Consider the following 24,490-nt stretch of genomic DNA (forward strand, 5'->3'; position numbering starts at 1 on the left):
GGAGATGCCCCACGGATGCTCGCTCAGGCTGACCCCGATCTCGACGATGGGCCGCGGACGCAGAAGTCCGCGACCACGCGGATGTGCGCGGTCAGCCGCGAGGTGCGTCCGATCGACGAGCTGATCCGGTTCGTCATCGCGCCCACGGGCGAGGTGATCCCGGACCTCAAGCGCAAGCTGCCCGGCCGCGGAATGTGGGTTTCCGCATCGCGGCGCAGCGTTGCGGAAGCGGTCCGTCGTCACCAATTTAGCAAGGGATTCAAGCGCGATGTCCGCGTCGCACCGACCCTTCCCGCCGACACCGACGCCCTCCTGGTCCGCAGCGTCACCGAGGCCCTGGCGATGGCCGCCAAGGCCGGTCAGGTCGTCGCGGGCTTCGGCAAGGTCGAGGACGCACTCAACCGGAGCGAAACTGCAGCCCTGATCCACGCTTCGGACGGCGCAGCGGACGGAATCCGCAAATTGGACGCGATCGTCAGGCAAAGGGGCGAAAAACGTGGTGAATCGGCGGTAGTCGCCGTCGTCAATGTTTTGACGTCGGATGAATTGGATTTGGCACTTGGGCGGTCAAATGTGATACATGCTGCGCTGCTCGCGGGCCCGGCGAGCAAGACGTTCCTGTCGCGCTGCCAGTTGCTGGTCCGATACCGGATGGCCGACGACGACAAGACCGCCGAAGCGGCCAGAAATTCCAGAGCCTGATCCAGGAGGGCGGATGCCGTCTTTCCGACCGGATCATGCTCAGCAAACGACGACAGTTGAAGGATTTGTGCGGCATACGCACAGCGAAACGAGATTAGGACTGCTGAATGGTTGATACCAAGACCCCTGGCGACAAGACTTTGAGTGTCCCGAGCAAGACGTTGTCGCTGAAGCCGCGCGTCGAGACGGGCACCGTGCGCCAGAGCTTCAGCCACGGCCGGACCAAGCAGGTCGTGGTCGAGAAACGCGGCAAGCGTCGCGTCGGTGGCGATGGCCCCGGCGAGACGCATGCGCCGGAGCCCGTGGTTGCAAAGCCGGTGGCGCCCGCCCCGAGGCCGCCGCAGGGCCGCCCCTCGGGTCCGCCTTCCGGCCAGCAACAGCGCAACACCCGCTCCGGCGTGGTGCTGCCGACCTTGACCGAAGACGAGCGTTCCGCACGTGCCAGCGCGCTTGCCGACGCGCGTCAGCGCGACATCGAGGAGCGCCGCCAGGCCGAAGAGGAAGCCAAGCGCCGCGCCGCCCGCGAGGCTGCCGAGAAGGTCGAGCGCGAGGCCGCCGAGGCCCGCCGCAAGGCGGAAGAGGAGCGTCACCGCCACGAGGAAGAGGCCAAGCGCAAGGCCGAGGTCGAAGCCAAGCGCCGTTTCGGCGAGGGCGAAGCCAAGCCCGGCGCGGCGCCCGCCGCTGCACCGGCCAAGCCCGCCACAGCCGCACCCGCATCTGCTCCGGCTGCCCGCGCGCCCGCTGGCCGCCCGACGACCACGACAACCGCGCGCGCGCCGATCTCTGCGGCGACGAAGCCGCCGGCCGTTGCCGCCGAAGCTGACGAAGATGAGGGTCCGCGTCTGGTGCGCCGCCCCGGCGGCATCGTGCGCCCCGCCGCTGCGCCGAAGACCACCCACAAGCCCGGCCCGCAAAAGCAGCGCGGCCGTCTGACCGTGACCACCGCGCTCAACGTCGATGAAGTGCGCGAGCGTTCGATCGCCTCGTTCCGCCGCCGCACCCAGCGCCTGAAGGGACATGCGTCGAACGAGCAGAAGGAAAAGCTGGTCCGCGAGGTCATCATTCCGGAAGCGATCACGATCCAGGAACTCGCGAACCGCATGTCGGAGCGCGCGGTCGATGTCATCCGCATGCTGATGAAGCAGGGCGCGATGCACAAGATCACCGACGTGATCGATGCCGACACCGCGCAACTGATCGCCGAAGAACTCGGCCACAGCGTCAAGCGCGTCGCCGCGTCCGACGTTGAGGAAGGCCTGTTCGACGTTGTCGACGATTCCACCGACACCGAGCCGCGTTCGCCCGTGGTCACCGTCATGGGCCACGTCGACCACGGCAAGACCTCGCTGCTCGACGCGCTGCGCCACGCCAATGTGGTGTCGGGTGAGGCCGGCGGCATCACCCAGCACATCGGTGCCTATCAGGTGACTTCGCCGGAAAGCGGCAAGAAGATCACCTTCATCGATACGCCGGGCCACGCCGCGTTCACCGCGATGCGCGCCCGCGGCGCCAAGGTCACCGACATCGTCGTGCTGGTGGTCGCGGCCGATGACGGCGTGATGCCGCAGACGATCGAGGCGATCAACCACGCCAAGGCGGCCAAGGTGCCGATGATCGTGGCGATCAACAAGATCGACAAGCCCGATGCGCGGCCGGAGCGCGTGCGCACCGAATTGCTGCAGTACGAGGTGCAGGTCGAATCGCTCGGCGGCGACGTCGTCGACGTCGAAGTCTCGGCCAAGAACAAGACCAATCTCGACCGGCTGCTCGAGATGATCGCGCTGCAGGCCGAAATCCTCGACCTGAAGACCAATTCGCAGCGTCCGGCGGAAGGCACGGTGATCGAAGCCAAGCTCGATCGTGGCCGCGGTCCGGTCGCGACCGTGCTGGTGCAGCGCGGCACGCTGCGGATCGGCGACATCATCGTGGCCGGCGCCGAGATGGGCCGCGTCCGCGCCTTGATCTCCGACCAGGGCGAGAATCTCGACGAGGCCGGCCCGTCCGTGCCGGTCGAGGTGCTCGGCTTCAACGGTCCGCCGGAAGCCGGCGACCGTCTCGCTGTGGTCGAGAACGAAGCCCGCGCCCGCCAGGTCACGAGCTACCGCGCGCACCAGAAGCGCGAGAACGCGGCTGCCTCGATCTCCGGCATGCGCGGCTCGCTCGAGCAGATGATGTCGCAGCTCAAGACGGCGGGCCGCAAGGAGTTCCCGCTGATCGTCAAGGCCGACGTGCAGGGCTCGCTGGAAGCGATCCTGGGCTCGCTCGAGAAGCTCGGCACCGACGAAGTCGCCGCCCGCATCCTGCATGCCGGCGTCGGCGGCATCTCGGAGTCCGACGTCACGCTGGCGGAAGGCTTCAACGCCGCGATCATCGGCTTCTCGGTCCGAGCCAACAAGGAAGCGGCGGCCGCAGCCAAGCGCAACGGCATCGAGATCCGCTACTACAACATCATCTACGACCTCGTGGATGATATCAAAAAGGCGATGTCCGGCCTGCTCGCGCCCACGCTGCGCGAAACCATGCTGGGCAACGCGCAGATCCTGGAAGTGTTCAACATTTCCAAGGTCGGCAAGGTCGCGGGTTGCCGCGTCACCGACGGCACCGTGGAACGCGGCGCCAATGTTCGCCTGATCCGCGACAACGTCGTGGTGCACGAAGGCAAGCTGTCGACGCTGAAGCGCTTCAAGGATGAAGTGAAGGAAGTGGTCGCCGGCCAGGAGTGTGGCATGGCATTCGAGAACTACGGCGACATGCGTGTCGGCGACGTGATCGAATGTTACCGCATCGAGACGATCCAGCGCTCTCTGTAAGTCCAAATCTTACGAAGCGCAGGTCTTACTAGGCGTCTGGGTCCATTTAACTGAAAATGCGACGACGTGGCCGGACTTTTAGTCCGGCCACCGGCGCATCGTCCGATTGAAAGCAAAGCTAGGACATTGATGCCCGCGGCCAAGGCCGGCGGGCGCGACGATTTTGGAAGAAGGTCATGCCCCGTCAAAAGAAGAGTTCCAGCCCCGGCGGATCGCAACGTCAGCTGCGCGTCGGCGAAACGGTTCGCCATGCGGTTGCCGAGATTCTGTCGCAGGGTGAGGTCCACGATCCCGATCTGGAAGGCCGCATCATCACCGTTCCCGAGGTGCGCATGTCGCCGGACCTGAAACTCGCCACGGTCTATGTGATGCCGCTCGGCGGACGCGACACCGACGCGGTGATCGCCGCGCTCGAGCGCAACAAGAAGTTCCTTCGCGGCGAGATCGCGCATCGCGTCAACCTGAAATTTGCACCCGACATTCGCTTCCGCGTCGATGAGCGATTCGACGAGGCGGAGCGCATCGAGAAACTACTGCGGACACCTGCGGTGCAGCGAGACCTTGCACCCGATTCGGACGACGAGTGATGACTGTGATGACGACCAACAGCGTGATCGACGCGAAGGATGCCGACGCGCGCGACGCTGAGCGGGATGCTTTTGCCGGGCCGCGCACCGACGATGCGCGCCGCACCAACAACGACCCGCGCCAGAAGCAGGGCAAGCAGAACCAGCAGCCGCGCCGCGACAAGCGCGACGTCCATGGCTGGGTGGTGCTCGACAAGCCGATCGGAATGACCTCGACGCAGGCCGTCGCCGTGCTCAAGCGGCTGTTCCAGGCCAAGCGCGCCGGCCATGCCGGCACGCTCGATCCGCTCGCCTCCGGCGGCCTGCCGATCGCGCTGGGCGAGGCCACCAAGACGGTGCCGTTCGTGATGGACGGCCGCAAGCGCTACCGCTTCACGGTCAGCTGGGGCGAGGAGCGCGACACCGACGACACCGAGGGACGGCCGGTCCGGACCAGCGAGAGCCGGCCGACCCCCGATTCGATCCGCCAATTGCTGCCGCGCTTCACCGGGGTGATCGAGCAGGTCCCGCCGCAATATTCGGCCATCAAGGTGCAGGGTGAGCGGGCCTATGATCTGGCACGCGACGGCGAGACCGTGGAACTGAAGCCCCGCCCGGTCGAGATTCACGAATTAACCCTTGTGGAACACGGAGATAACGGACAATCCGTGTTCGAAGCCGAATGCGGCAAGGGAACCTATGTCCGAGCCCTGGCCCGCGATATGGGCCGGATTCTGGGCTGTTTCGGCCATATCTGCGCCCTGCGGCGGACCCTGGTCGGTCCGTTTACCGAGCGGGACATGATTCCGCTGGAACAGTTGGAGGCTTTATGCAATAGAGCCGCGTCTGGCGAGGGCAGCCTCGCCGACGCGCTTTTGCCCGTTGAGACCGCGCTGGACGACATCCCGGCACTGGCCGTCACACGGGCTGATGCGGCAAGGCTCCACCGGGGCCAGGCCGTTTTGTTGCGCGGACGGGATGCGCCCAATACCAGCGGCACAGTCTATGTCACGGTGGCAGGCCGGCTTCTCGCGCTTGCCGAGATTGGCAATGGCGAACTCATCCCCAAGCGCGTGTTCCACCTGAACGGACTGACTGCCGGTCCGGCTCGCAACAACGAAAGTAACTGACGATGTCGATTACCGCCGAACGCAAAGCGGAAGTCATCAAGACGAATGCCAACAAAGCCGGCGACACCGGCTCGCCCGAGGTTCAGGTCGCGATCCTGTCGGAACGCATCAATAACCTCACCGAGCACTTCAAGAGCCATGTGAAGGACAACCATTCACGCCGCGGCCTCCTGAAGCTGGTGTCGACGCGTCGCTCCCTGCTTGACTACATCAAGCGCAAGGACGAGGCGCGCTACAAGGCGCTGCTCGAGAAGCACAACATCCGTCGTTGATTTAAGAAGCACGCGCGCGAGGTTCGCGCGCGTTTTCGCATGGTCGTCCGTGAATCGGACTTTCGAATTGTCGAAAGATGATCATGCGCAACAGCATGGCCATCGCGCCATGCGCACTAGCGTCCAGCAGCAATCCGGCCGCTGGACCGGGCAAGATGCCCAGATGACCGAAAGGATGGACGCCATCCGAAATCCAGGGACCATGGCAGGATCGCCGGATGCTGACCGCAGCAGCGCATCAGTGTCTCGCCGTCTTGGCATGGTCTTTGTATTTCAGGGCGCCGTGCTTTCGTGAAACCATGAAAGAAAACCGAAATGTTCAATTCGCATTCCGTCGAGATCGACTGGGGTGGACGTCCCCTCAAACTTGAAACCGGCAAGGTCGCCCGCCAGGCCGACGGCGCCGTGATGGCCACCTACGGCGAGACCGTGGTGCTCGCCACCGTCGTCGCGGCGAAGACGCCGCGCGAAGGCGTCGACTTCCTGCCGCTCACGGTCGACTACCAGGAGAAGACCTACGCCGCGGGCCGCATTCCCGGCGGCTATTTCAAGCGCGAAGGCCGTCCGACCGAGAAGGAAACGCTGGTCTCCCGTCTGATCGACCGCCCGATCCGTCCGCTGTTCGTCGACGGCTGGCGCAACGAGACCCAGGTGATCGTCACCGTCCTGTCGCACGACATGGAGAACGATCCGGACATCGTGTCGCTGGTCGCCGCCTCTGCCGCCCTGACGCTGTCGGGCGCGCCGTTCAAGGGCCCGATCGGCGCCGCGCGCGTCGGCTTCGCCAATGACGAATACGTGCTCAACCCGACGCTCGACGAGATGACCGAGACCCAGCTCGATCTCGTCGTCGCCGGCACCGCCGACGCCGTGCTGATGGTCGAATCGGAAGCCAAGGAGCTCAACGAAGACGTGATGCTCGGCGCGGTCATGTTCGGCCACCGCCACTTCCAGCCGGTCATCAACGCGATCATCGAGCTCGCCGAGAAGGCCGCCAAGGAGCCGCGCGAAGTCACCACGATCGACAATTCGGAGATCGAGAAGGAAATGCTCGGCATTGCCGAGCAGGATCTCCGCAAGGCCTACGCGATCCCGGTCAAGCAGGAACGCTATGCCGCGGTCGGCGCCGTCAAGGAGAAGGTGCTGGCGCACTTCTTCCCGGAAGGCCAGGAGCCGAAGTACGACAAGCTCCGCGTCGCCGGCGTGTTCAAGGAACTGGAAGCCAAGATCGTCCGCTGGAACATCCTCGACACCGGCAAGCGGATCGACGGCCGTGACGCCAAGACCGTGCGCAACATCATCGCCGAAGCCGGCGTGCTGCCGCGCGCCCACGGCTCGGCGCTGTTCACCCGCGGTGAGACCCAGGCGATGGTGGTGACCACGCTCGGCACCGGCGAGGACGAGCAGTACATCGACGCGCTGTCGGGGACGTACAAGGAAACGTTCCTGCTGCACTACAACTTCCCGCCCTACTCGGTCGGTGAAACCGGTCGCCTCGGCGGCACCAAGCGCCGCGAGATCGGCCACGGCAAGCTCGCCTGGCGTGCGATCCACCCGGTGCTGCCGCCGCATCACGAGTTCCCGTACACGATCCGCGTGGTCTCCGAGATCACCGAGTCGAACGGCTCGTCCTCGATGGCCTCGGTCTGCGGCGCCTCGTTGTCGCTGATGGACGCCGGCGTGCCGCTGAAGCGGCCGACCGCCGGTATCGCCATGGGCCTGATCCTCGAAGGTCAGCGCTTCGCGGTGCTGTCGGACATCCTCGGCGACGAGGATCATCTCGGCGACATGGACTTCAAGGTCGCCGGCACCGACCAGGGCATCACCTCGCTCCAGATGGACATCAAGATCGAGGGCATCACCGAAGAGATCATGAAGGTGGCGCTCGGCCAGGCCAAGGAAGGACGCATCCACATCCTGGGTGAGATGTCCAAGGCCCTGACCGCCGCGCGTGCCGAGCTCGGCGAATACGCGCCGCGCATCGAGACCTTCAAGATCGCAACCGACAAGATCCGCGAAGTGATCGGCACCGGCGGCAAGGTGATCCGCGAGATCGTCGAGAAGACCGGCGCCAAGGTCAACATCGAGGACGACGGCACCGTGAAGGTCGCCTCCAACGATGGCGAGGCGATGAAGGCTGCGATCAAGTGGATCAAGTCGATCGCCTCCGATCCGGAGATCGGCCAGATCTACGACGGCACCGTCGTCAAGGTGATGGAGTTCGGCGCGTTCGTGAACTTCTTCGGCGCCAAGGACGGTCTCGTCCACATCAGCCAGCTCGCGGCCAGCCGCGTTCAGAAGACCTCCGACGTCGTCAAGGAAGGCGACAAGGTCAAGGTCAAGCTGCTCGGCTTCGACGATCGCGGCAAGACCCGCCTGTCGATGAAGGCGGTCGACCAGGAGACCGGCGAGGACCTCGAGGCCAAGCAGAAGACCGACGCCCCGGCCCCGCGCGAAGCTGCCGGCGAGTAGCCGGGGCGGACTGATAGTTAGCAGAGGGCGGCCCCAGCGGCCGCCCTTTTTCGTTGGTGCAACTCGAACGCAAATCAATCTCCGCTGATCGGCATGCGCGGTTTTGACCCGGCAATGTGACCGGAATCGCTGGAACCCGTTCACAACTCGCGCCTAACATCAGGACGCTTTCCCAGCACGGAGAACCACGATGTCCTCGATGTCCCGACGCCATTTGATCATCGCAGCAGGCGGCATCGCCGCGGCCGCCATCTCGTCGCGCGCAGCGTTCGCGCAGGCCGCAACGCAGGCCCCGAGCGGACCGTTCAAGATCGATCCGCTCCCCTATCCCGCCAATGCGCTGGAGCCGCATATCGATGCCAAGACGATGGAAATCCATCACGACCGGCATCATCAGGCCTATGTCACCAACCTCAACACATTCGCGAAGGACAATCCCCAGATCGCGGAGAAGCCGGTCACCGAGGTGCTCGCCAATCTCGGCAGCGTGCCGGACGCGATCCGCACCGGCGTGCGCAACAACATGGGTGGCCACGCCAACCATACGATGTTCTGGCAGATCATGGGACCGAACGGCGGCAAGCCCGACGGCGATGTGCTCGCCGCGATCGACCGCGACCTCGGCGGCTTGGAAAAACTCCAGGCCGATTTCAACGCCGCCGGCGGGCGCGTGTTCGGCTCCGGCTGGGTGTTCGTCACCGTGACCAAGGACGGCAAGCTCGCGATCGAGACGCGGCCGAACCAGGACAATCCAATCATGGACGGCAAACGCGCGCTGCTCGGCAACGACGTCTGGGAGCACGCCTATTACCTGACCTACCAGAACCGCCGGCCCGATTACCTCAAGGCGTGGTGGAATACGGTGAACTGGAAGGCCGTGGCCGAGCGTTATGCCGCAGCCAAGGCCGGCACGCTCGGCGTGTGAGCCGCGGGCTCGCCGGTCGCAACGAACTGCGTTAGGCTTGAAAGCCCCGCGATCGCTTCGCGGGGCTTCCACCTTTATACGTCCGCAGCTTCGCGCCGCCGGTGCCGAACGCCAAGGGGATCGACGATGACGCTGCCGATCATCCGCCCTGCCCGTGCTGACGAACTTGATGCGATCGCGCGCGCCTGGATGGACAGCTGGGTCTCGACCGGGCTCTCGCAGGCAAGCGAAGGTCTGTTGAACAACCTGCGCGCCCGTCTGCCGCGCGAGATCGCGGGCGGCTGGAGCCTGTTCGTCGCCGACGATCACGGCACCATCGCCGCCATGCTGGCGCTGCACCTGCCGACCTTTTTGCTCGACCAGCTGATGGTCGTGCCCACCCATCAGGGCCAGAGCCTCGGACGCCATCTGCTCGCCTTCACGCGCCAACAGATGCCCGACGAGATCTGGTTGAAATGCGTCCGCGAGAACGCGAAGGCCTGGCGCTGGTACGAGCGCGAAGGCTTTGTCTTCGAGAAGGAAGCGCCCAATCCGGTCACCGGTTTCATGATGAAGCACTACCGGTGGAAGAGAGCGAAAGTCGCCTAATTGACCAACATCTCGACCTGAGGTCACGCGATTTGCCCATCCGTCGTGCGTTGCCAATTCGTGGCGGACGCGCGATGTAACGGACGCCGTTCGTCCATGCCAAAGAAGGGACCGCACCATGATCAAGCTGTACTGGTCGCCGCGCTCGCGCTCGTTCTCCGCCATCTGGCTGCTGGAAGAATCCGGCCTGGCTTACGAACGGGTGCTGACCGATATCAGCACCGGCGCACAGAAGGCGCCGGACTTCCTCAAGATCAACCCGATGGGCAAGGTGCCGGCGTTGACCGACGGCGATGCCCGGCTCGCCGAGGCCGCCGCGATCTGCGCCTATATCGCCGACCGCTATCCGGAGACCAAGCTCGCGCCGGCCACGAACGATCCGAAGCGCGCACGCTATCTGCAATGGCTGTTCTTCTCACCGAGCTGCATCGAGCCGGCGCTGATCCAGCTCTTCACCAAGCTCGAGGTGCCGACCAGCACCGCGGCATGGGGCAGCGCGGCGCAGGTGTTCGACGTGCTCGATGCCGAGTTGCGGAAGGGGCCATGGATTCTCGGCGATCAGTTCTCCGCCGCCGACATCGCGATCGGGGCGGGACTGAACTTTGCGGTGCGCGTGTTCAAGATGGTGCCGCCGCGGCCGTCATTCGAGGCCTATATCGACCGCTGCGTGGCGCGGCCCGCGTTCCAGCGCGCGGAGAAGATTGCGGCGGGGTAACGCAGCGACGTAGCCCGGATGAAGCGAAGCGAAATCCGGGAAACTATCTCCACGTCAACGTCTGTCTCGGATTGCGCTCCGCTCCATCCGGGCTACGGAGCGGTGGTTCCGGCCCTAACCCGGGACGACGCGCGGATCGACGTCCTGCGTGTAGTCGACGCCATCGATGCCAAAGCCGAACAGGCGGAGGAACTGGCTCTTGTATTCGCCGAGGTCCGCCAACTCGCCGAGCGTCTCGGTGGTGAGCAGCGGCCAGCGCCGCGACACTTCCGTCTGCACTTCGGGCGAAAGCTCCCAATCGTCGACCCGGATGCGCTGCGCATCGTCGAGCTCGACACCCTTGCCGAGGCGGGTGCGGAACAGGCGGTCGATCTGCTCGATGCAGCCCTCATGGAGCCCGAGCTGCTTCATCACCTTGAACAGCACCGTGCCATAGAGCGGCACCACCGGAATGGCCGAGCTCGCCTGGGTGACCACGGCCTTCAGCGCGACGACGCGGGCGGCGTCCGCACCGAGCCGGCCCCGGATCGCTTCCGCCTTGCTGTCGAGATCGACCTTGGCGCGGCCGAGGGTGCCGTTCCAGTAGATCGGCCAGGTCAGTTCGCTGCCGATATAGGTGTAGTTGAGCGTGCGGAAGCCCGGCGCCAGCACGCCGGCATCGGCGAGCTGGTCGATCCAGCGCTTCCAGTCATCGCCGCCCATCACCGCGACCGTGGCCGCGGTTTGCTCCTCGTTCGCAGGCTCAAGGGTGGTCTGGAACACCTCGCCGGTCTCGGTGTCGAGCGTCTTGATCTCGACCGGCGCGCCCAGCGGCTTGATGACCGAGCGATAGGTCTTGCCCGTGTCCGGATCGGTGCGGACCGGCGCTGCCATGCTGTAAACCAGCAAGTCGAGCTGTCCGAATTTTTCGCGCACGCGCTCGATGAAGTCTTTCTTCATCTCGTCGGAGAAGGCATCGCCCTCCAGCGTGAGCGGCGAGCGCCCGATCTTCTGGGCCTCGATCTCGAAGGCGCGGTTGTTGTACCAGCCGGCGCTGGCGCTCCTCTTTTCCGACGGCTCGCGCTCCAGCGATACGCCGATCGTGTCCGCGCCGCCGGCGAAGGTCGCGACGATGCGGCTCGCCAGGCCGTAGCCCGTCGAGCAGCCGAGCACGGCAACGCGTTTCGGGCAGTCCGCGACCGGACCCTGCTTGAGAACGTAGGCGATCTGTTCGCGGACATTCGTGGCGCAGCCGACGGGATGTGCCGTCGTGCAGATGAAGCCTCGCACGCGCGGTTCAATAATCATTCCCACCCCATTCCGGATCGTTGCAATATCCCCATTCGCTGCCTGCGGACCTCCCTCAGCAAGCGAGGAGAGACGAAATCAGGCATCAAGCCGCCTGAATACCAGCGTGGCGTTGGTGCCGCCGAAGCCGAACGAGTTCGACAGCACGGTCGTGAGCTTGGCGTTGTCGATGCGCTTGCGCACGATCGGCATGTCGGCGAACACCGGATCGAGCTCGGTGATATGCGCGCTCTCGCAGATGAAGCCGTTGTTCAGCATCAGCAGCGAGTAGATCGCTTCCTGCACGCCGGTGGCGCCGAGCGAGTGGCCGGTCAGCGCCTTGGTCGCGGAGATCGGCGGGCACTTGTCGCCGGTGCCGAACACCTTGCGGATCGCCTCGATCTCGGGCGGATCGCCGGCCGGCGTCGAGGTGGCGTGCGGATTGATGTAGTCGACCGGCGTATCCACCGTCGACATCGCCATGCGCATGCAGCGCTCGGCGCCCTCGCCCGACGGCGCCACCATGTCGTACCCGTCCGAGGTCGCGCCGTAGCCGACGACCTCACCGTAGATCCGCGCGCCGCGCGCCTTGGCATGCTCGAGCTCTTCGAGCACCACGACACCTGCGCCACCGGCGATCACGAAACCGTCGCGGCTGATGTCGTAGGGACGCGAGGCGGTCGCCGGCGTGTCGTTATACTTCGACGACATCGCGCCCATGGCGTCGAACAGCACCGACAGCGTCCAGTCGAGTTCCTCGCAGCCACCGGCGAAGATGATGTCCTGCTTGCCGATCTGGATCGTCTCGTAGGCATTGCCAATGCAATGGTTCGACGTCGCGCAGGCCGAGGAGATCGAGTAGTTCACGCCCTTGATCTTGAACCAGGTCGCGAGCGTCGCCGACGCGGTCGACGACATCCCCTTCGGCACGGCGAACGGGCCAACGCGCTTCGGGCCCTTGGCGCGCGCGATGTCGGCGGCCTCCACCAGCGTTCGCGTCGACGGTCCGCCAGATCCCATGATGATGCCGGTGCGGATGTTGGAGACCTCGTTCTCCTCGAGGCCGGAGTCGCGGATCGCCTGCTCCATGGCGACGTGATTCCACGCAGCACCTTCGGCGAGGAACCGCATCGCGCGGCGATCGATCACCTCGGCGGGATTGAGCGTCGGCGCACCGTGCACCTGCGAACGGAAGCCAAGCTCCGCAGCCTTCTCCGCACGCGAAATGCCCGACTTCGCCTCGTAGAGGCTCGCAAGCACTTCCTGGGTGTTGTTACCGATGGACGAGACAATCCCCATCCCCGTGATGACAACCCGCCTCATGTTCGCCTCGCCCTGCCCTTATGTTGCCGCATGATGATCCTGCTCAAGATGGCGCCGTGCCCTGCTTGAACAATCCGACCTTCAAGTCCTTGGCGCGATAGATAATCTCGTCGTCCATGGAAAGCCACCCGTCAGCAATTCCAAGCACGAGCTTTGACCGCATCACGCGCTTGATATCGATGTTGTACACAACCTTGCGCGCGTGCGGCAGCACCTGTCCGGAGAACTTCAGCTCGCCGAGGCCGAGCGCGCGGCCATGACCTTCGCCACCGATCCAGCCAAGGTAAAAGCCGACCATTTGCCACATGGCATCGAGGCCGAGGCAGCCCGGCATCACCGGATCGTTCTTGAAATGGCAGCCGAAGAACCAGAGATCCGGCTTCACTTCGAGCTCGGCGCGCACCAGCCCCTTGCCGTACTCGCCGCCGGTTTGCGAGATCTCACTGATGCGATCGAACATCAGCATCGGTGGCAGCGGCAACTGGGCGTTGCCGGGACCGAAAAGCTCGCCCCGCCCGCAAGCCAGCAAATCCTCGTATTCGTAACCGCCGCGCCGATCCAGCATCCTCTTTCACCTCTGATGTCCCGATGAAGCGCTTTGCTTGGTCGGACCTTAATCTACCCACGGGAACCGGAATATCCCGTCCCGCATCTTGGCGCTACCTGGGTACGCTACCGGCCTGTTATCTCTGCCGAAAGCGCATATGTGGTCCGCGCGCTCTCTAACATAGGGCCAATCGGGCGGCAAAGCGGCATTCCGATGATAAATTGCCGTTTCTCCTTAGGTTTCTACCGCAGCTTGGATTCGTTCTAGTTGCGAAAAACTTGCATCTGATGGGCATCCTTTTTATATTTATGAGGAATATTGCCTGAGTTGGGTGCATAGAGTGGATATGAACGACGAAGTACCGGCTGCGAACGATGATGCCGTGCACCCGGCTGCCCGGGGCGCTGGGCACCACCCTGCCCTGACCGGTTGTCCGTGGCATGACGTCAACGAGATGCTGCAGTCTGCCGGCCTCCGGCCGACCCGTCAGCGCATGGCGCTGGGTTGGCTGCTGTTCGGCAAGGGTGCCCGCCACCTGACCGCTGAAATGCTGTACGAGGAAGCCACGCTGGCCAAGGTTCCGGTGTCGCTGGCGACCGTCTACAACACCCTCAACCAGCTGACCGATGCCGGCCTGCTGCGCCAGGTCAGCGTCGACGGTACCAAGACCTATTTCGACACGAATGTGTCGACGCATCACCACTTCTATCTCGAGCACAACCACGAGCTGGTCGACATTCCCGACCCGAACCTCGTGCTGTCGAAGATGCCCAACGTGCCTGAGGGCTACGAGATTTCCCGTGTCGACATGGTCGTGCGGCTGCGCAAGAAGCGCTAACTCGTCGTCCCGGCGAAAGCCGGGACCCATAACCACAAATTCGTTTTCTACTAGGGCGACTCCCCAGCGCGCGCTATCGAGAGATCACGCGGTATGGGTCCCGGCCTTCGCCGGGACGACAACAGACGTCAGTCCACCTTCTCGTCGGCGTAGACGCCCCACAGGCGTTGCTGCTCGATCCAGCCGTCGAACCCGTTGCCGGTGACCCGGCACCAGTTATTGGCGCATTTCTTGACCTGTGCGACGACGCCGGCCTGCAGGCGTGCCGCGATGGCGCTGGTGGCGTCGGGACGATCGTACAACGAGGCCAGATCGTCCTTGTTCTTCATCGTGACGACCGCGGTGCGGCGGCCGGACAGCAGGGAGTGATAGACCCAGCCTTCGGCGCCCTCGGAATCGCGCACCCGGCGCCAGTTCTCGAACTCCGCGGTGATTTCGACCGGCAGCCCCGACCGCGTGTAGACCCAGGCGACGTCATTGTCCTTGGTCGGGCCGGCCCGGACGTTCACATGATCGGATTTCAGGCTGACATAGCGCGGAATCGGCAGGCCGCTGGTGGTGGGGCTCAAATCCTTGGCGGTATGTCCGGGGATGACCGACGCGCTCAGCATGCTCCCGACCAGAGCCACCAATGAACCGAAACGCCAGACCATCAACTCGTCTCCTGCCGAGATGCCCAACCCGCATTCGGCGAGCTGCAACCCAAACCCAAATTCAAACCCGTGCCCGAAGGCCCCCGCGCCGGCGCTGTTCGTTCCCTGCCCGCATCGATCCGAGGGGTTCTTGTCTTGGCCCGGCCTTCTGCTAGAGAGGACGGAACGCCTGAGAGCCAGAACACCCGAATTTCCCGTTGTCTCCCCTTGGCGACAGCCGGGGCAAGTATCGGGGAACCCTAGGAAACGCGAAGGAAACGCCGGGACAGCGCGGCTATCAGCAGTGTCGAACAACCGGGTTAATGAGGCCTCAACGGCTCGGTTTTTGACGGGCCGCGCGCCTCATGAAAGCAGGACATGTCGGTGAAGAAAAAGCCTCTCGTCGTCGTCACCCGCAAGCTGCCGGACTCGATCGAGACCCGGATGCGCGAGCTGTTCGATGCCAGACTGAATCTCGACGACACGCCGATGACGCCGGAACAGATAGCCGAGGCGGCGAGGACCGCCGACGTGCTGGTGCCGACCGTGACCGACATGATCCGCGAGGACGTGATCAATCAGCCCGACTGCAAGTTGAAGCTGATCGCCAATTTCGGCAATGGCGTCGACAATATCGACGTCACCGCCGCGCATGCCCGCGGCATCACGGTGACCAATACGCCGAAGGTGCTGACCGAAGACACCGCCGACATGACGATGGCGCTGATCCTTGCCGTGCCGCGCCGCATGATCGAAGGCGCCGCGATCCTGACCGAAGGCAAGCAACACTGGGCCGGCTGGTCGCCGACCTGGATGCTGGGCCACCGCATCGGCGGAAAGCGGCTCGGCATCATCGGCATGGGCCGCATCGGCCAGGCCGTGGCGCGCCGCGCACGCGCCTTCGGCCTGCAGATCCACTATCACAACCGCCGGCCGGTGGCGCCCGTCATCGCCGAGGAGTTAGGGGCGACCTATTGGGAAAGCCTCGACCAGATGCTGGCGCGGATGGACATCATCTCGGTGAACTGCCCGCACACGCCGGCGACCTATCACCTGCTCTCGGCGCGGCGGCTCAAGCTGATCCGGAAGGAAGCCTATATCGTCAACACCGCGCGCGGCGAGGTGATCGACGAGGACACGCTGATCAAGCTGATCGAAGCCGGCGATGTCGGAGGCGCGGGTCTCGACGTCTATGAGCACGAGCCCGCGGTGAACCCGAAGCTGGTGCGGCTCGCCAGGGCCGGCAAGGTGACGCTGCTGCCGCATATGGGCTCGGCCACCATCGAAGGCCGCGTCGAGATGGGCGAGAAGGTGATCATCAATATCCGAACCTTCCTCGACGCCCACAAGCCGCCGGATCGCGTGCTGCCGAGCATGCTGTGATTCCGTAGCCGGGCTTGCGTCGCGCTCCATCCAAGCCACGCAGTTCCAACCTCCCCTTGAAAAGGGGAGGTCGCTTTGCTCATCAGAGCAAAGCGGGTGGGGATCCCGCTCTCTCCACGCGCAGCGGCGTCTGCGGCTGACCCCCCATCCCGACCTTCCCCCTTTCAGGGGGAAGGGGAAGAGAGCGGCTGGCAAAAATATCGAAAACAACCCCATGCAAAGGAGACGGCGCGGGTCGGCACTCGCTGTAAATACATACCGGCGCGTCCCGGCCTTCGCCGGGACGACGATGTGGGACTAGCTCGACTTCGTCTTCCGCCGCGCCTGCTTGCGCCAGTCGGCGACGAACGACACGAACGCGGCGAGCGCCGGTGGCGGCTGACGCCGGCTCGGGTAGTACAAAAACGGCCCGTCAAACGGCGGACACCAGTCGTCGAGCACGCTGACGAGCGCACCCGATTTGATGCCGTAGCGGACATAGCCCTCGAATGTCGCCCAGTAGCCGACGCCGTCATGCACCGCGCGTAGCGCAAGCCCGAGATAGGTCGCGGTCAGCTTGGCCGGCGGCGACACCTTCACCACCCGCCCGTTCTTCTCGAACTCCCAATCGAACATCACGCCGTTGCTGAAGCGGCTACGGATGCAGGCATGCGCCAGCAGATCCTTCGGATACATCGGCCGGCCATGCTTCGCGACGTAATCGCGCGACGCCACGACCGCGTAGCGTTGCGGCGCGCCGAGCGGGACCGCCACCATGTCCTGCGCCAGGTGCTCGCCATAGCGCACGCCGGCGTCAAAGCCCTGCGCGACGATGTCCACGAACGCACTTTCGGCGACGATATCGAGATCGACCTGCGGATATTTGGCGAGGAACGGCGCGACCATCGGCGCCAGCACGAGATCGACCGCGGGCGGCGGCGCGTTGATGCGCAGCCGCCCCGAAGGCTCGGCGCGCAGGCCGCGCACCTCGGTGATCGCGTCGGCGACGTTGACCATTGCCGGCGCGACGCGGGCGAGCAGCAGTTCGCCGGCTTCGGTCAGGGCAACGCTGCGGGTGGTGCGGTTCATCAGGCGGACGCCGAGCCGCTCCTCCATATCGCGCAGGCGCTGGCTGAGGCTTGAGACCGAGACGCGGCTCTCCAGCGCGGCACGCCGGAAGTTGCGCGTGCGCGCCACCGCCACGAAGGCATCGAGGTCGCGAAGGTCGAAATCCTGCATTGTTCGATATAGTGAACAACCCGTTCGCGATTGTCCAGCTTATCCCAAAAACCGGATCGGCCCATATCAGCGGCGGCGGATCATCCGCCGCAATGTTTTGGGAACACCATCATGGACACACGTAAACTCGGTTCCACCGGCCCGACGGTTTCGCTGATCGGCCTCGGCTGCATGGGCATGTCCGACTTCTATGGTCCCACCGACCGCGGCGAGAGCATCGCGACGATCCATGCCGCGCTCGAGGCCGGCATCACGCTGCTCGACACCGGCGACTTCTACGGCATGGGCCACAATGAGATGCTGATCGGCGAGGCGCTGAAGAGCCGCAGCCGCGACAATCTCGTGATCAGCGTCAAGTTCGGCGCGCTGCGCGATCGCAACTACGGCTTCCTCGGCTATGACAGCCGTCCCGCTGCCGTGAAGAATTTCGTCGCCTATTCGCTGCAGCGGCTCGGCGTCGATCACATTGATATCTATCGCCCGGCGCGGCTCGATCCCAATGTGCCGATCGAGGATACGGTCGGCGCGATGGCCGACATGATCAAGGCCGGCTGGATCAGCCATATCGGCCTCTCCGAAGTGGGTTCCGACACCATCCGCCGTGCCCACAAGGTGCATCCGATCGCCGATCTGCAGATCGAGTATTCGCTCATCTCGCGCGGCATCGAGACCGACATCCTGAAGACCTGCCGCGAGCTCGGCATCGGCATATCGGCCTATGGCGTGCTGGCACGCGGGCTGATCAGCGGGCACTGGTCGAAGGACCACGCCGGCGCAAAGGATTTCCGCCTGCTGAGCCCGCGCTTCCAGGCCGGCAACATCGACACCAACCTCGCGCTCGCCGATCGGCTGCGCATCATCGCAGGCGAGATCGGCGCCTCCCCGGCGCAGGTCGCGATTGCCTGGGTCGCGGCGCAAGGCAAGGATATCGTGCCGCTGGTCGGCGCGCGGCGGCGCGAGCGGCTGACCGAGGCGCTCGGTGCGCGCGATGTGAAGCTGACCGCGGCGCATCTTGCCGCGCTCGCCGAAGCATTTCCGCCCGGCGCCGCCGCCGGCGGGCGCTATCCGGAGGAGCATCTCCGGCACATGGACAGCGAGAAGCCCGCATCCGCGTCTAGAGCGGGATAATTTTTGGTTGAATCGGCTTGCCGTGGGTTCGGTTCACCTCTCCCACGGGAGAGGTGAACTTTCGACGTCGTTCAAGCTCAACCTAATCTCATCACGCTTTAACGAACTACAGATGCCCGCTCAGATCGGTGATGCCGGGTGTATCACCGTTGAGCGGGTTCTGCGGATCGCGCGCGTAGCGCAGGGTTTCGAACCGCATCGCGCGCGCATCGACCATCAGGAGGCGGCCGACCAGGCCCTCGCCGAAGCCGACGATCTCGCGGATCGCCTCCAGCGCCATCATCGATCCCAGGACGCCTGCGAGCGCGCCCATCACGCCGGCCTCGGCGCAGGCCGGCACCGTGCCCGGCGGCGGCGCCTCCGGGAATAGGCAGCGATAGGTCGGGTTGAACACGCCGTCCGCATTCTTCTCGTGCGCGCGGATCGTGGTCAGCGAACCGTCGAACTGGCCCAGCGCCGCCGTGATCAGCGGCCGTTTCGCGAGGAAGCAGCCATCGGCGACGAGATAGCGGGTCTCGAAATTATCGGAGCCGTCGAGCACGAGATCGTAATTTCCGATCATCGCCATCGCGTTGTCGGCGGTGAGCCGCATCGGATGCGCCTCGAACGCCACGTGCGGGTTGAGCGCGTGGATCTGCGCCGCCGCGCTGTCGACCTTGCGCTTGCCGATATCCGACGTCGTATGGATGATCTGGCGCTGCAAATTGGAGAGCGAGACGATGTCGTCATCGATCACGCCGAGCCGGCCGACGCCGGCGGCGGCCAGATACATCAGCGCCGGCGCGCCAAGGCCGCCGGCGCCGATCACCAGCACCGACGCCTTTTTCAGTGCATTCTGGCCGGGGCCGCCCACCTCGCGCAGCACGATGTGGCGGGCATAGCGTTCAAGTTCGTCGGCACTCAGCATTCGGTTGTCCTGCGCGCTGTTCCCTGAACCGGAGCGCGGTTGTTGCCGACCAAGCAGATGTGCTTAATTGCTTGGACGTCAATGGTATCAGTCATTTCCCCCGGATTTGTCATGAGATTGGTGCTTTCGGCAACATTGATGGTCGTGGCAGTCGGCGCCGCGCACGCCCAATTGACGCCGCCGACGACGGCCGGAGCCAAGCCGAAGACCGTGACGACGGTGCCGGTTCGCCCCGCTCTGCAGAAACCGGAAGATACCGCGAGCGCGATGGCGCAGGCCGAGCGGCTGGCGCTGCAATCCGACCTCGCCTGGGTCGGCGAATATAACGGCGCGATTACCGGCGACGTCAGCGAGCGCATGGTCAATGCGATCAAGGAATTCCAGAAGAACCGCGGCGGCAAGCCGACCGGCGTGCTGAACCCACAGGAGCGCGGCGTGCTCGCCGACACCGCGCGGCGGAAGCAGGAGAGCATCGGCTGGAGGGTCGTCACCGAGCCTGCCACCGGGGCGCGGCTCGGCATTCCCACCAAGCTGGTGCCGCAGCTCACCAGCGACGCCTCCGGCGCCAAATGGACCTCGCCGACCGGCACCGTCCAGGTGCTGCTGACCCGGCGCAAGGAGGCGAGCCCCACCACTGCAAAGCTTGCCGAGCAGGAGAAGAAGGAGCCGGCCGGCCGCACCATCGACTACACCGTGGTGAAGCCAGATTTCTTCGTGCTGTCGGGCATGCAGGGACTGAAGAAATTCTATCTGCGCGGCACCTTGAAGGGCGACGAGGTCCGCATCCTCACCATTCTCTATGATCAGGCGATGCAGACCACGGTCGAGCCGGTGGTGATCGCGATGTCGAGCGCCTTCAACGCATTTCCGTCCGGCGTGCAGGCCGGCCCGCCGCCGCGCAAGACCGTCGAATACGCCACCGGCGTCGTGGTCAGCGACGATGGCGCTGTCGTTACCGACCGGGTGGCGACCGATGACTGCATCGCGCTGACGATCCCGGGCCACGGCAATGCCGATCGGGTCGCCGCGGACAAGGATCATGATCTCGCCTTGCTGCGCATCTATGGCGCGCGCGGGCTGAAGCCGCTCAACATCGCAGGCCAGGCGACGCAGACCGCGCTCGACATCACCGGCATCGCCGATCCGCAGAACCAGGGCGGCGGTGCAGCCGCGAGCAGCGTCAAGGCGTCGGTGGCGCAACTCGGCGGCGGCGATCAGGCGCTGTCGCCGCCGCCGGCGATCGGGTTCTCCGGAGCGGCAGCACTCGACGGCAGCGGCAAGTTTGCCGGCATCGCGGTGCTAAAGCCTGTCATCGTTGCAGGCCCGGCCAATGCGGTACCGCCGGCGCAAGCCGCGCTGGTGCCCGCCGATACGGTGCGCAACTTCCTGAAGGCGCACGGCGTCAACGCGTCGGGCGAATCGGCGGATGCCAAGGCCGCCGTGGTCCGCGTGATCTGCGTCAGGAAATAGGATGCTGTCATCGCCCGCGCATGCGGGCGATCGGGTATTCCAGAGACTCGTGTGATTCAGCCACGGCTCTTCCCACACGTCGTCCTGGCGAAGGCCAGGACCCATAACCACCGCATCCAGCGATGAAACCGGATCGCGGCCCCGGCGTCGCACAATAATGAGATTTGGGGTAATGGGTCCTGGCTTTCGCCAGGACGACGTTGAGGATGGTGCTCGGTTCAAGCTGTCAAACAGCGTAGTCGGCGTCGGCGTCACCTCAGCGCAAACCGCACCCCGGCGCGGGCGAGACCGCCGGCGATGCCGACCGGCGTGCCGTCGGCGCGCCAGCAGGCCGCGCCCGACATCGTGCCGTCGGCGTGGAACTGGATCGCGTTCATGCCGCCGGCGACCGTCGGCACGACCTGCACCTTGTGGCCCTTCGCCGACAGTGCGGCGCGGATGCTCTCCGGGACCGCCTGCTCGACCTCCAGCGCATTGCCCTCGGTCCAGACTCGTGGCGCCTCGACCGCCTCCTGCAGGTCCATGCCGTGGTCGATCAAATTGATCAGCGCCTGCATCGCGCTCGGGAAGATGCGCTTCCCGCCCGGCAGGCCGAGTGCGTAGACCAGTTTGCCGTCGCGCAGCGCCATCATCGGCGACATCGAGGTGGTGACGCGCTTGCCCGCGGCCAGCGACAGCGCGTGCCCCGGCCGCGGATCGAACAGGTTCATGTAGTTGTTCGGCACGGTGCCGAGGCCCGGGATCAGGATCTTGGCCCCGAACAGATTGTTGATCGTCTGCGTGGTCGCCACCACATTGCCCATCGCATCCGCCGCGGTCATGTGCGTGGTGTGGGCGCCTTCGAGCTGCGTGACACCCGCGCTCCAGGCCTGCGCGCGGTCGGGATCGATGGCGCGGCGGCGCTCCTCGGCATAGGCCTTCGAGGTCAGCCGCTCCACCGGAACGCTGATATAGGCGGGATCGCCGCTCGCGGCTTCGCGGTCGGCAAAGGCGATCTTCAACACTTCGGCGAGATAATGGATGGTCTCGGCCGTGCCGAAGCCGAGGCGCGCGACATCATAGCCTTCCAAGATGTTGAGCATCTCTGTGATGTGCACGCCTGACGCCGCGGGCGGCGGGGGCCCGAGGATTTCCCAGCCGCGGTAGTCGCAGCGGATCGGCTGCCGCTCGACGGTCTTGTAGGCCGCGAGATCCTCTTGCGCGATGAAGCCGCCGTTGTTCTTCATGTAGTCGACCAGGATGTCGCCAAGCGGCCCCTGGTAGAGCGCGTTGTCGCCGTGGTCGGCGATGTATTTCAGTGTCTCGGCATACTCGGCCTGCACCACGCGCTCGCCCGGCTTCAGCGGGGTGCCGCCAGGCAGATAGATTGCCGAGATCGGCTTGTCCTTCAGCATCTCCTCGGCACCATCGGTGATGCATTCGTTCAAGTACGGCGTCGCCGCGTAGCCGCGCGCGGCATGCTTGATCGCGGGCTGCATCACGTCGGCGAGACTCATGGTGCCGAAGCGGCGCAGCGTTTCGCACCACGCCTTCAGCGAGCCCGGCACCGCGACCGCCTTCGGCCCATTCAGATTCTCGTTGCCGACGGTGTCGAACACGTCATGCGCCGAACCGGGCTTCGACGTGTAGGTGTCCGGCCGCACCGCCTTCGGCACCGTGCTCTGGCCGTCGATGAAGCGATGGCTGCCGTCGGCGAGGCGGATATGCGCCATGCCGCCGCCGATGATGCCGACCATCATCGGCTCGACCACGGTCAGCGTGAACAGGGTCGCGATCGCTGCATCGATCGCGTTGCCGCCGGCAGCCAGCATCTCGGCGCCCGCGCTCGATGCCAGCGGATGATTGCTCACCACCATGCCGCGGCTGCTGGTGGCCGGTTGCTTCTCGCACTGAAAGCTTGTCGCGGCGCGATCGCGCCAGTTGCCGTTGATCGCCATTGTGTTCTCGTTTTTGAAGGAGCGATGGGCGCCATGTTCTGCGGCCTCGCATCCGCGGTCAAGGCGCCACGACTTTTCTCACGGCGGCATTCGCCCTTGAGGGTCACGTTGTCGGGCGATCGCGCAGCCAGGTTTCGCGCGTGACCTTCCATTTCTCCGCTCTGGATTCGCCATTGTGGTGCGGAAGTTCGACGAAGCCGACCAATTCGGCGCCGGTCTTCTGCTTGACCCGGCGCGAGGCGATATTGGACTGCGCGTTGCAGACATGGAAGTGATCGAGGCCGAGCGTCAGGAAAGCGAAATCATTCACCGCGGCGATCGCCTCCGTCATCAGTCCTTGATTCCAGTAAGGCTCGGCCAGCCAGAACCCGCGATTGCCCTTGCGCCCGTCGGCGCGCGGCCGGAAATTGATGTTGCCGATCGCCTCGCCATCGCCGGTGCGCAACACCAGCACCCATTGATAGCTTTCCTCGCCGGCCGCGATCTTGTCCAGCTCGCGCTTGATGAAACTTTCCGCGCCGTCGTCGGGATACGGCCACGGCACCACCGTGGCGAGCGTCTTGATCACGTTCCAATTGTTGAAGTGACGCTGAATCGCCGCGGCATCGGACAGCGCAAGCGGCCGCAGGATCAGGCGTCGCGTCTCGATGCGTGGCGTCTCGAACATGTTATTTCTGGCACTTCGGGCACCAGAACGTGGAGCGGCCGTTCTGGGTGAAGCGCCTCACGATGCCCTCGCAGCCCGATGTGCGGCATGTCTCGCCTTCGCGGTCGTAGACCTGGAAGGAATGCTGGAAATAGCCGAGATCGCCGTTGGTCAGCCGATGATCGCTGATCGACGAGCCGCCGGCCTTGATCGCCTGGTTGAGCACAGAATGGATCGCGTCGACCAGCCGTTTGGCGTGATCGGTGGGCTCGGCCTTCTTCGTTGCAAGCGTCGCGGCCAATCGCCGCGGCGACAGGTGCGAGCGAAACAGCGCCTCGCAGACATAGATGTTGCCAAGTCCCGCCACCACGCGCTGATCGAGCAGCGCGGCCTTCAGGCTGGTCTTCTTGTTGTGGCAGGAGCGCGCCAGCATCGCAGCGTCGAACGCATTGCCGAGCGGCTCGGGTCCGAGCCCCTTCAGCAGCGGTTCATCCTCGATCGCATTGCGGGCGATGATCTTCATGTAGCCGAAGCGCCGCGGATCGTTGAAGACGACGGCCGCACCGGACGACATGTGGAACACGACGTGATCGTGCGCGCGATCCTCACTGCGCGGATGGTGGAATTGCCCCGGCGCCGCCGCGCCGTCCTGCTTCAGCACGCGGAACGAGCCCGACATGCCCAGATGCATCAGCAGCACGTCGCCGGAGTTCAGGTCCGCCATCAGATATTTGGCCCGGCGGCCGAGCCCGGTGATGGTCTGGCCCTCGAGCCGGGCGATGAAGTCTTTCTGGAACGGAAACCGCAAATCCTTGCGGCGGGCCTCGGCCTTGATGATTTTGGACCCTTCCATGGCCGGTTGCAGGCCGCGGCGGACGGTCTCGACTTCGGGTAATTCCGGCATGGCAGGCATTCACCTTTTGGAAGTGACGTGATAGCGCCATTGCGGCCGCCGCGCTATGGTCCGGCTGGAGCGTTTTCGAGCGAAGTGGGCACCGGTTCGCGTGAAGAGAAC

General features: G+C 64.9%; 22 protein-coding genes. 13 read left to right on the forward strand and 9 right to left on the reverse strand.

The genetic code is table 11. The annotated features are described in order from the left end of the window. Window positions 1-15: 15 nt before the first annotated feature. From AC066Y_RS19825 to AC066Y_RS19865, 9 genes are all read left to right on the forward strand, one after another. The gene (locus tag AC066Y_RS19825; protein WP_478275360.1) at window positions 16-702 is read left to right on the forward strand and encodes an RNA-binding protein; all 687 of its coding nucleotides are present in this window, start codon (window positions 16-18) and stop codon (window positions 700-702) included. A 107-nt stretch (window positions 703-809) separates the two neighbouring features. Continuing rightward, a complete protein-coding gene (gene infB, locus AC066Y_RS19830; RefSeq protein WP_478275361.1) occupies window positions 810-3,512 on the forward strand; it encodes a translation initiation factor IF-2 in 2,703 nt (900 codons plus the stop codon). Window positions 3,513-3,688: 176 nt separating this feature from the next. Then, the gene (gene rbfA, locus AC066Y_RS19835; protein WP_478275362.1) at window positions 3,689-4,099 is read left to right on the forward strand and encodes a 30S ribosome-binding factor RbfA; all 411 of its coding nucleotides are present in this window, start codon (window positions 3,689-3,691) and stop codon (window positions 4,097-4,099) included. Further along, entirely contained in the window at window positions 4,099-5,208 is a 1,110-nt protein-coding gene (truB, locus tag AC066Y_RS19840) for a tRNA pseudouridine(55) synthase TruB (protein ID WP_478275363.1), read from the forward strand. The genes rbfA and truB overlap by 1 nt, the downstream gene beginning before the upstream one ends. Window positions 5,209-5,210: 2 nt before the next feature. Then, complete coding sequence (gene rpsO / locus AC066Y_RS19845; RefSeq protein ID WP_016844725.1) at window positions 5,211-5,480, forward strand: 30S ribosomal protein S15; 270 nt, start codon at window positions 5,211-5,213, stop codon at window positions 5,478-5,480. Window positions 5,481-5,795: 315 nt separating this feature from the next. Beyond that, window positions 5,796-7,952 carry a polyribonucleotide nucleotidyltransferase gene (gene pnp, locus AC066Y_RS19850; protein WP_478275364.1) on the forward strand — a complete coding sequence of 719 codons (2,157 nt, stop codon included), beginning with the start codon at window positions 5,796-5,798 and terminating at the stop codon, window positions 7,950-7,952. 190 nt (window positions 7,953-8,142) lie between these two features. After that, the gene (locus AC066Y_RS19855) at window positions 8,143-8,877 is read left to right on the forward strand and encodes a superoxide dismutase (protein WP_478275365.1); all 735 of its coding nucleotides are present in this window, start codon (window positions 8,143-8,145) and stop codon (window positions 8,875-8,877) included. A 126-nt stretch (window positions 8,878-9,003) separates the two neighbouring features. Beyond that, window positions 9,004-9,465 carry a GNAT family N-acetyltransferase gene (locus tag AC066Y_RS19860; RefSeq protein ID WP_478275366.1) on the forward strand — a complete coding sequence of 154 codons (462 nt, stop codon included), beginning with the start codon at window positions 9,004-9,006 and terminating at the stop codon, window positions 9,463-9,465. A 118-nt stretch (window positions 9,466-9,583) separates the two neighbouring features. Beyond that, on the forward strand, window positions 9,584-10,180 hold the full coding sequence (locus tag AC066Y_RS19865; protein ID WP_478275367.1) for a glutathione S-transferase family protein: 597 nt from the start codon (window positions 9,584-9,586) through the stop codon (window positions 10,178-10,180). Window positions 10,181-10,294: 114 nt separating this feature from the next. Here AC066Y_RS19865 and fabV read toward each other — a convergent pair whose 3' ends face one another. The 3 genes from fabV to fabA all read right to left on the reverse strand — a co-directional run bounded on the left by fabV (window position 10,295) and on the right by fabA (window position 13,334). Continuing rightward, window positions 10,295-11,467: an enoyl-ACP reductase FabV gene (gene fabV / locus AC066Y_RS19870; RefSeq protein WP_478275368.1), complete on the reverse strand. Its 1,173-nt coding sequence runs from the start codon at window positions 11,465-11,467 to the stop codon at window positions 10,295-10,297. Window positions 11,468-11,545: 78 nt separating this feature from the next. After that, window positions 11,546-12,769: a beta-ketoacyl-ACP synthase I gene (gene fabB / locus AC066Y_RS19875; protein WP_092120717.1), complete on the reverse strand. Its 1,224-nt coding sequence runs from the start codon at window positions 12,767-12,769 to the stop codon at window positions 11,546-11,548. A gap of 43 nt (window positions 12,770-12,812) precedes the next feature. Continuing rightward, window positions 12,813-13,334, reverse strand: coding sequence for a bifunctional 3-hydroxydecanoyl-ACP dehydratase/trans-2-decenoyl-ACP isomerase (fabA, locus tag AC066Y_RS19880; RefSeq protein WP_092120720.1), 522 nt, complete (start codon window positions 13,332-13,334; stop codon window positions 12,813-12,815). A gap of 328 nt (window positions 13,335-13,662) precedes the next feature. On the opposite strand from fabA, the gene irrA reads away from it, so the two are divergent. Continuing rightward, window positions 13,663-14,154, forward strand: a complete 492-nt coding sequence (gene irrA / locus AC066Y_RS19885; RefSeq protein WP_478275369.1) for an iron response transcriptional regulator IrrA — start codon at window positions 13,663-13,665, stop codon at window positions 14,152-14,154. A 128-nt stretch (window positions 14,155-14,282) separates the two neighbouring features. Here the strand turns inward: irrA and AC066Y_RS19890 are convergent, their stop codons facing one another. Further along, window positions 14,283-14,807 (reverse strand): SH3 domain-containing protein, encoded by a 525-nt coding sequence (locus tag AC066Y_RS19890; protein WP_478275370.1) that lies wholly within the window; start codon window positions 14,805-14,807, stop codon window positions 14,283-14,285. A 357-nt stretch (window positions 14,808-15,164) separates the two neighbouring features. Between AC066Y_RS19890 and AC066Y_RS19895 the strand changes: the two genes are divergently transcribed. Further along, window positions 15,165-16,169 (forward strand): 2-hydroxyacid dehydrogenase, encoded by a 1,005-nt coding sequence (locus AC066Y_RS19895; protein WP_212312485.1) that lies wholly within the window; start codon window positions 15,165-15,167, stop codon window positions 16,167-16,169. Window positions 16,170-16,466: 297 nt separating this feature from the next. Here AC066Y_RS19895 and AC066Y_RS19900 read toward each other — a convergent pair whose 3' ends face one another. Then, window positions 16,467-17,387, reverse strand: coding sequence for a LysR family transcriptional regulator (locus AC066Y_RS19900; RefSeq protein WP_478275371.1), 921 nt, complete (start codon window positions 17,385-17,387; stop codon window positions 16,467-16,469). 111 nt (window positions 17,388-17,498) lie between these two features. Here AC066Y_RS19900 and AC066Y_RS19905 point away from each other — a divergent pair, with 111 nt between their 5' ends. After that, window positions 17,499-18,515, forward strand: a complete 1,017-nt coding sequence (locus tag AC066Y_RS19905) for an aldo/keto reductase (RefSeq protein WP_478275372.1) — start codon at window positions 17,499-17,501, stop codon at window positions 18,513-18,515. 106 nt (window positions 18,516-18,621) lie between these two features. Here AC066Y_RS19905 and AC066Y_RS19910 read toward each other — a convergent pair whose 3' ends face one another. Then, window positions 18,622-19,422: a HesA/MoeB/ThiF family protein gene (locus tag AC066Y_RS19910; protein ID WP_478275373.1), complete on the reverse strand. Its 801-nt coding sequence runs from the start codon at window positions 19,420-19,422 to the stop codon at window positions 18,622-18,624. A 111-nt stretch (window positions 19,423-19,533) separates the two neighbouring features. Here AC066Y_RS19910 and AC066Y_RS19915 point away from each other — a divergent pair, with 111 nt between their 5' ends. Beyond that, on the forward strand, window positions 19,534-20,892 hold the full coding sequence (locus AC066Y_RS19915; protein WP_478275374.1) for a serine protease: 1,359 nt from the start codon (window positions 19,534-19,536) through the stop codon (window positions 20,890-20,892). A 251-nt stretch (window positions 20,893-21,143) separates the two neighbouring features. Here the strand turns inward: AC066Y_RS19915 and ggt are convergent, their stop codons facing one another. The 3 genes from ggt to mutM form a co-directional block, all read right to left on the reverse strand. Then, window positions 21,144-22,823 (reverse strand): gamma-glutamyltransferase, encoded by a 1,680-nt coding sequence (gene ggt / locus AC066Y_RS19920; protein WP_478275476.1) that lies wholly within the window; start codon window positions 22,821-22,823, stop codon window positions 21,144-21,146. A gap of 109 nt (window positions 22,824-22,932) precedes the next feature. Continuing rightward, window positions 22,933-23,496, reverse strand: a complete 564-nt coding sequence (locus AC066Y_RS19925; RefSeq protein ID WP_478275375.1) for a GNAT family N-acetyltransferase — start codon at window positions 23,494-23,496, stop codon at window positions 22,933-22,935. A 1-nt stretch (window position 23,497) separates the two neighbouring features. After that, window positions 23,498-24,379 carry a bifunctional DNA-formamidopyrimidine glycosylase/DNA-(apurinic or apyrimidinic site) lyase gene (gene mutM / locus AC066Y_RS19930; RefSeq protein WP_478275376.1) on the reverse strand — a complete coding sequence of 294 codons (882 nt, stop codon included), beginning with the start codon at window positions 24,377-24,379 and terminating at the stop codon, window positions 23,498-23,500. Between the last annotated feature and the right edge of the window lie 111 nt (window positions 24,380-24,490).

It is taken from the genome of Bradyrhizobium sp. USDA3010, from assembly GCF_056429065.1.

Bases quoted from the DNA above. Each gene is read 5' to 3' on its own strand.
- AC066Y_RS19825 (WP_478275360.1), top strand. From the start codon at position 16: ATGCTCGCTCAGGCTGACCCCGATCTCGACGATGGGCCGCGGACGCAG.
- infB (WP_478275361.1), top strand. From the start codon at position 810: ATGGTTGATACCAAGACCCCTGGCGACAAGACTTTGAGTGTCCCGAGC.
- rbfA (WP_478275362.1), top strand. From the start codon at position 3,689: ATGCCCCGTCAAAAGAAGAGTTCCAGCCCCGGCGGATCGCAACGTCAG.
- truB (WP_478275363.1), top strand. From the start codon at position 4,099: ATGACTGTGATGACGACCAACAGCGTGATCGACGCGAAGGATGCCGAC.
- rpsO (WP_016844725.1), top strand. From the start codon at position 5,211: ATGTCGATTACCGCCGAACGCAAAGCGGAAGTCATCAAGACGAATGCC.
- pnp (WP_478275364.1), top strand. From the start codon at position 5,796: ATGTTCAATTCGCATTCCGTCGAGATCGACTGGGGTGGACGTCCCCTC.
- AC066Y_RS19855 (WP_478275365.1), top strand. From the start codon at position 8,143: ATGTCCTCGATGTCCCGACGCCATTTGATCATCGCAGCAGGCGGCATC.
- AC066Y_RS19860 (WP_478275366.1), top strand. From the start codon at position 9,004: ATGACGCTGCCGATCATCCGCCCTGCCCGTGCTGACGAACTTGATGCG.
- AC066Y_RS19865 (WP_478275367.1), top strand. From the start codon at position 9,584: ATGATCAAGCTGTACTGGTCGCCGCGCTCGCGCTCGTTCTCCGCCATC.
- fabV (WP_478275368.1), bottom strand. From the start codon at position 11,467: ATGATTATTGAACCGCGCGTGCGAGGCTTCATCTGCACGACGGCACAT.
- fabB (WP_092120717.1), bottom strand. From the start codon at position 12,769: ATGAGGCGGGTTGTCATCACGGGGATGGGGATTGTCTCGTCCATCGGT.
- fabA (WP_092120720.1), bottom strand. From the start codon at position 13,334: ATGCTGGATCGGCGCGGCGGTTACGAATACGAGGATTTGCTGGCTTGC.
- irrA (WP_478275369.1), top strand. From the start codon at position 13,663: ATGAACGACGAAGTACCGGCTGCGAACGATGATGCCGTGCACCCGGCT.
- AC066Y_RS19890 (WP_478275370.1), bottom strand. From the start codon at position 14,807: ATGGTCTGGCGTTTCGGTTCATTGGTGGCTCTGGTCGGGAGCATGCTG.
- AC066Y_RS19895 (WP_212312485.1), top strand. From the start codon at position 15,165: ATGTCGGTGAAGAAAAAGCCTCTCGTCGTCGTCACCCGCAAGCTGCCG.
- AC066Y_RS19900 (WP_478275371.1), bottom strand. From the start codon at position 17,387: ATGCAGGATTTCGACCTTCGCGACCTCGATGCCTTCGTGGCGGTGGCG.
- AC066Y_RS19905 (WP_478275372.1), top strand. From the start codon at position 17,499: ATGGACACACGTAAACTCGGTTCCACCGGCCCGACGGTTTCGCTGATC.
- AC066Y_RS19910 (WP_478275373.1), bottom strand. From the start codon at position 19,422: ATGCTGAGTGCCGACGAACTTGAACGCTATGCCCGCCACATCGTGCTG.
- AC066Y_RS19915 (WP_478275374.1), top strand. From the start codon at position 19,534: ATGAGATTGGTGCTTTCGGCAACATTGATGGTCGTGGCAGTCGGCGCC.
- AC066Y_RS19925 (WP_478275375.1), bottom strand. From the start codon at position 23,496: ATGTTCGAGACGCCACGCATCGAGACGCGACGCCTGATCCTGCGGCCG.
- mutM (WP_478275376.1), bottom strand. From the start codon at position 24,379: ATGCCGGAATTACCCGAAGTCGAGACCGTCCGCCGCGGCCTGCAACCG.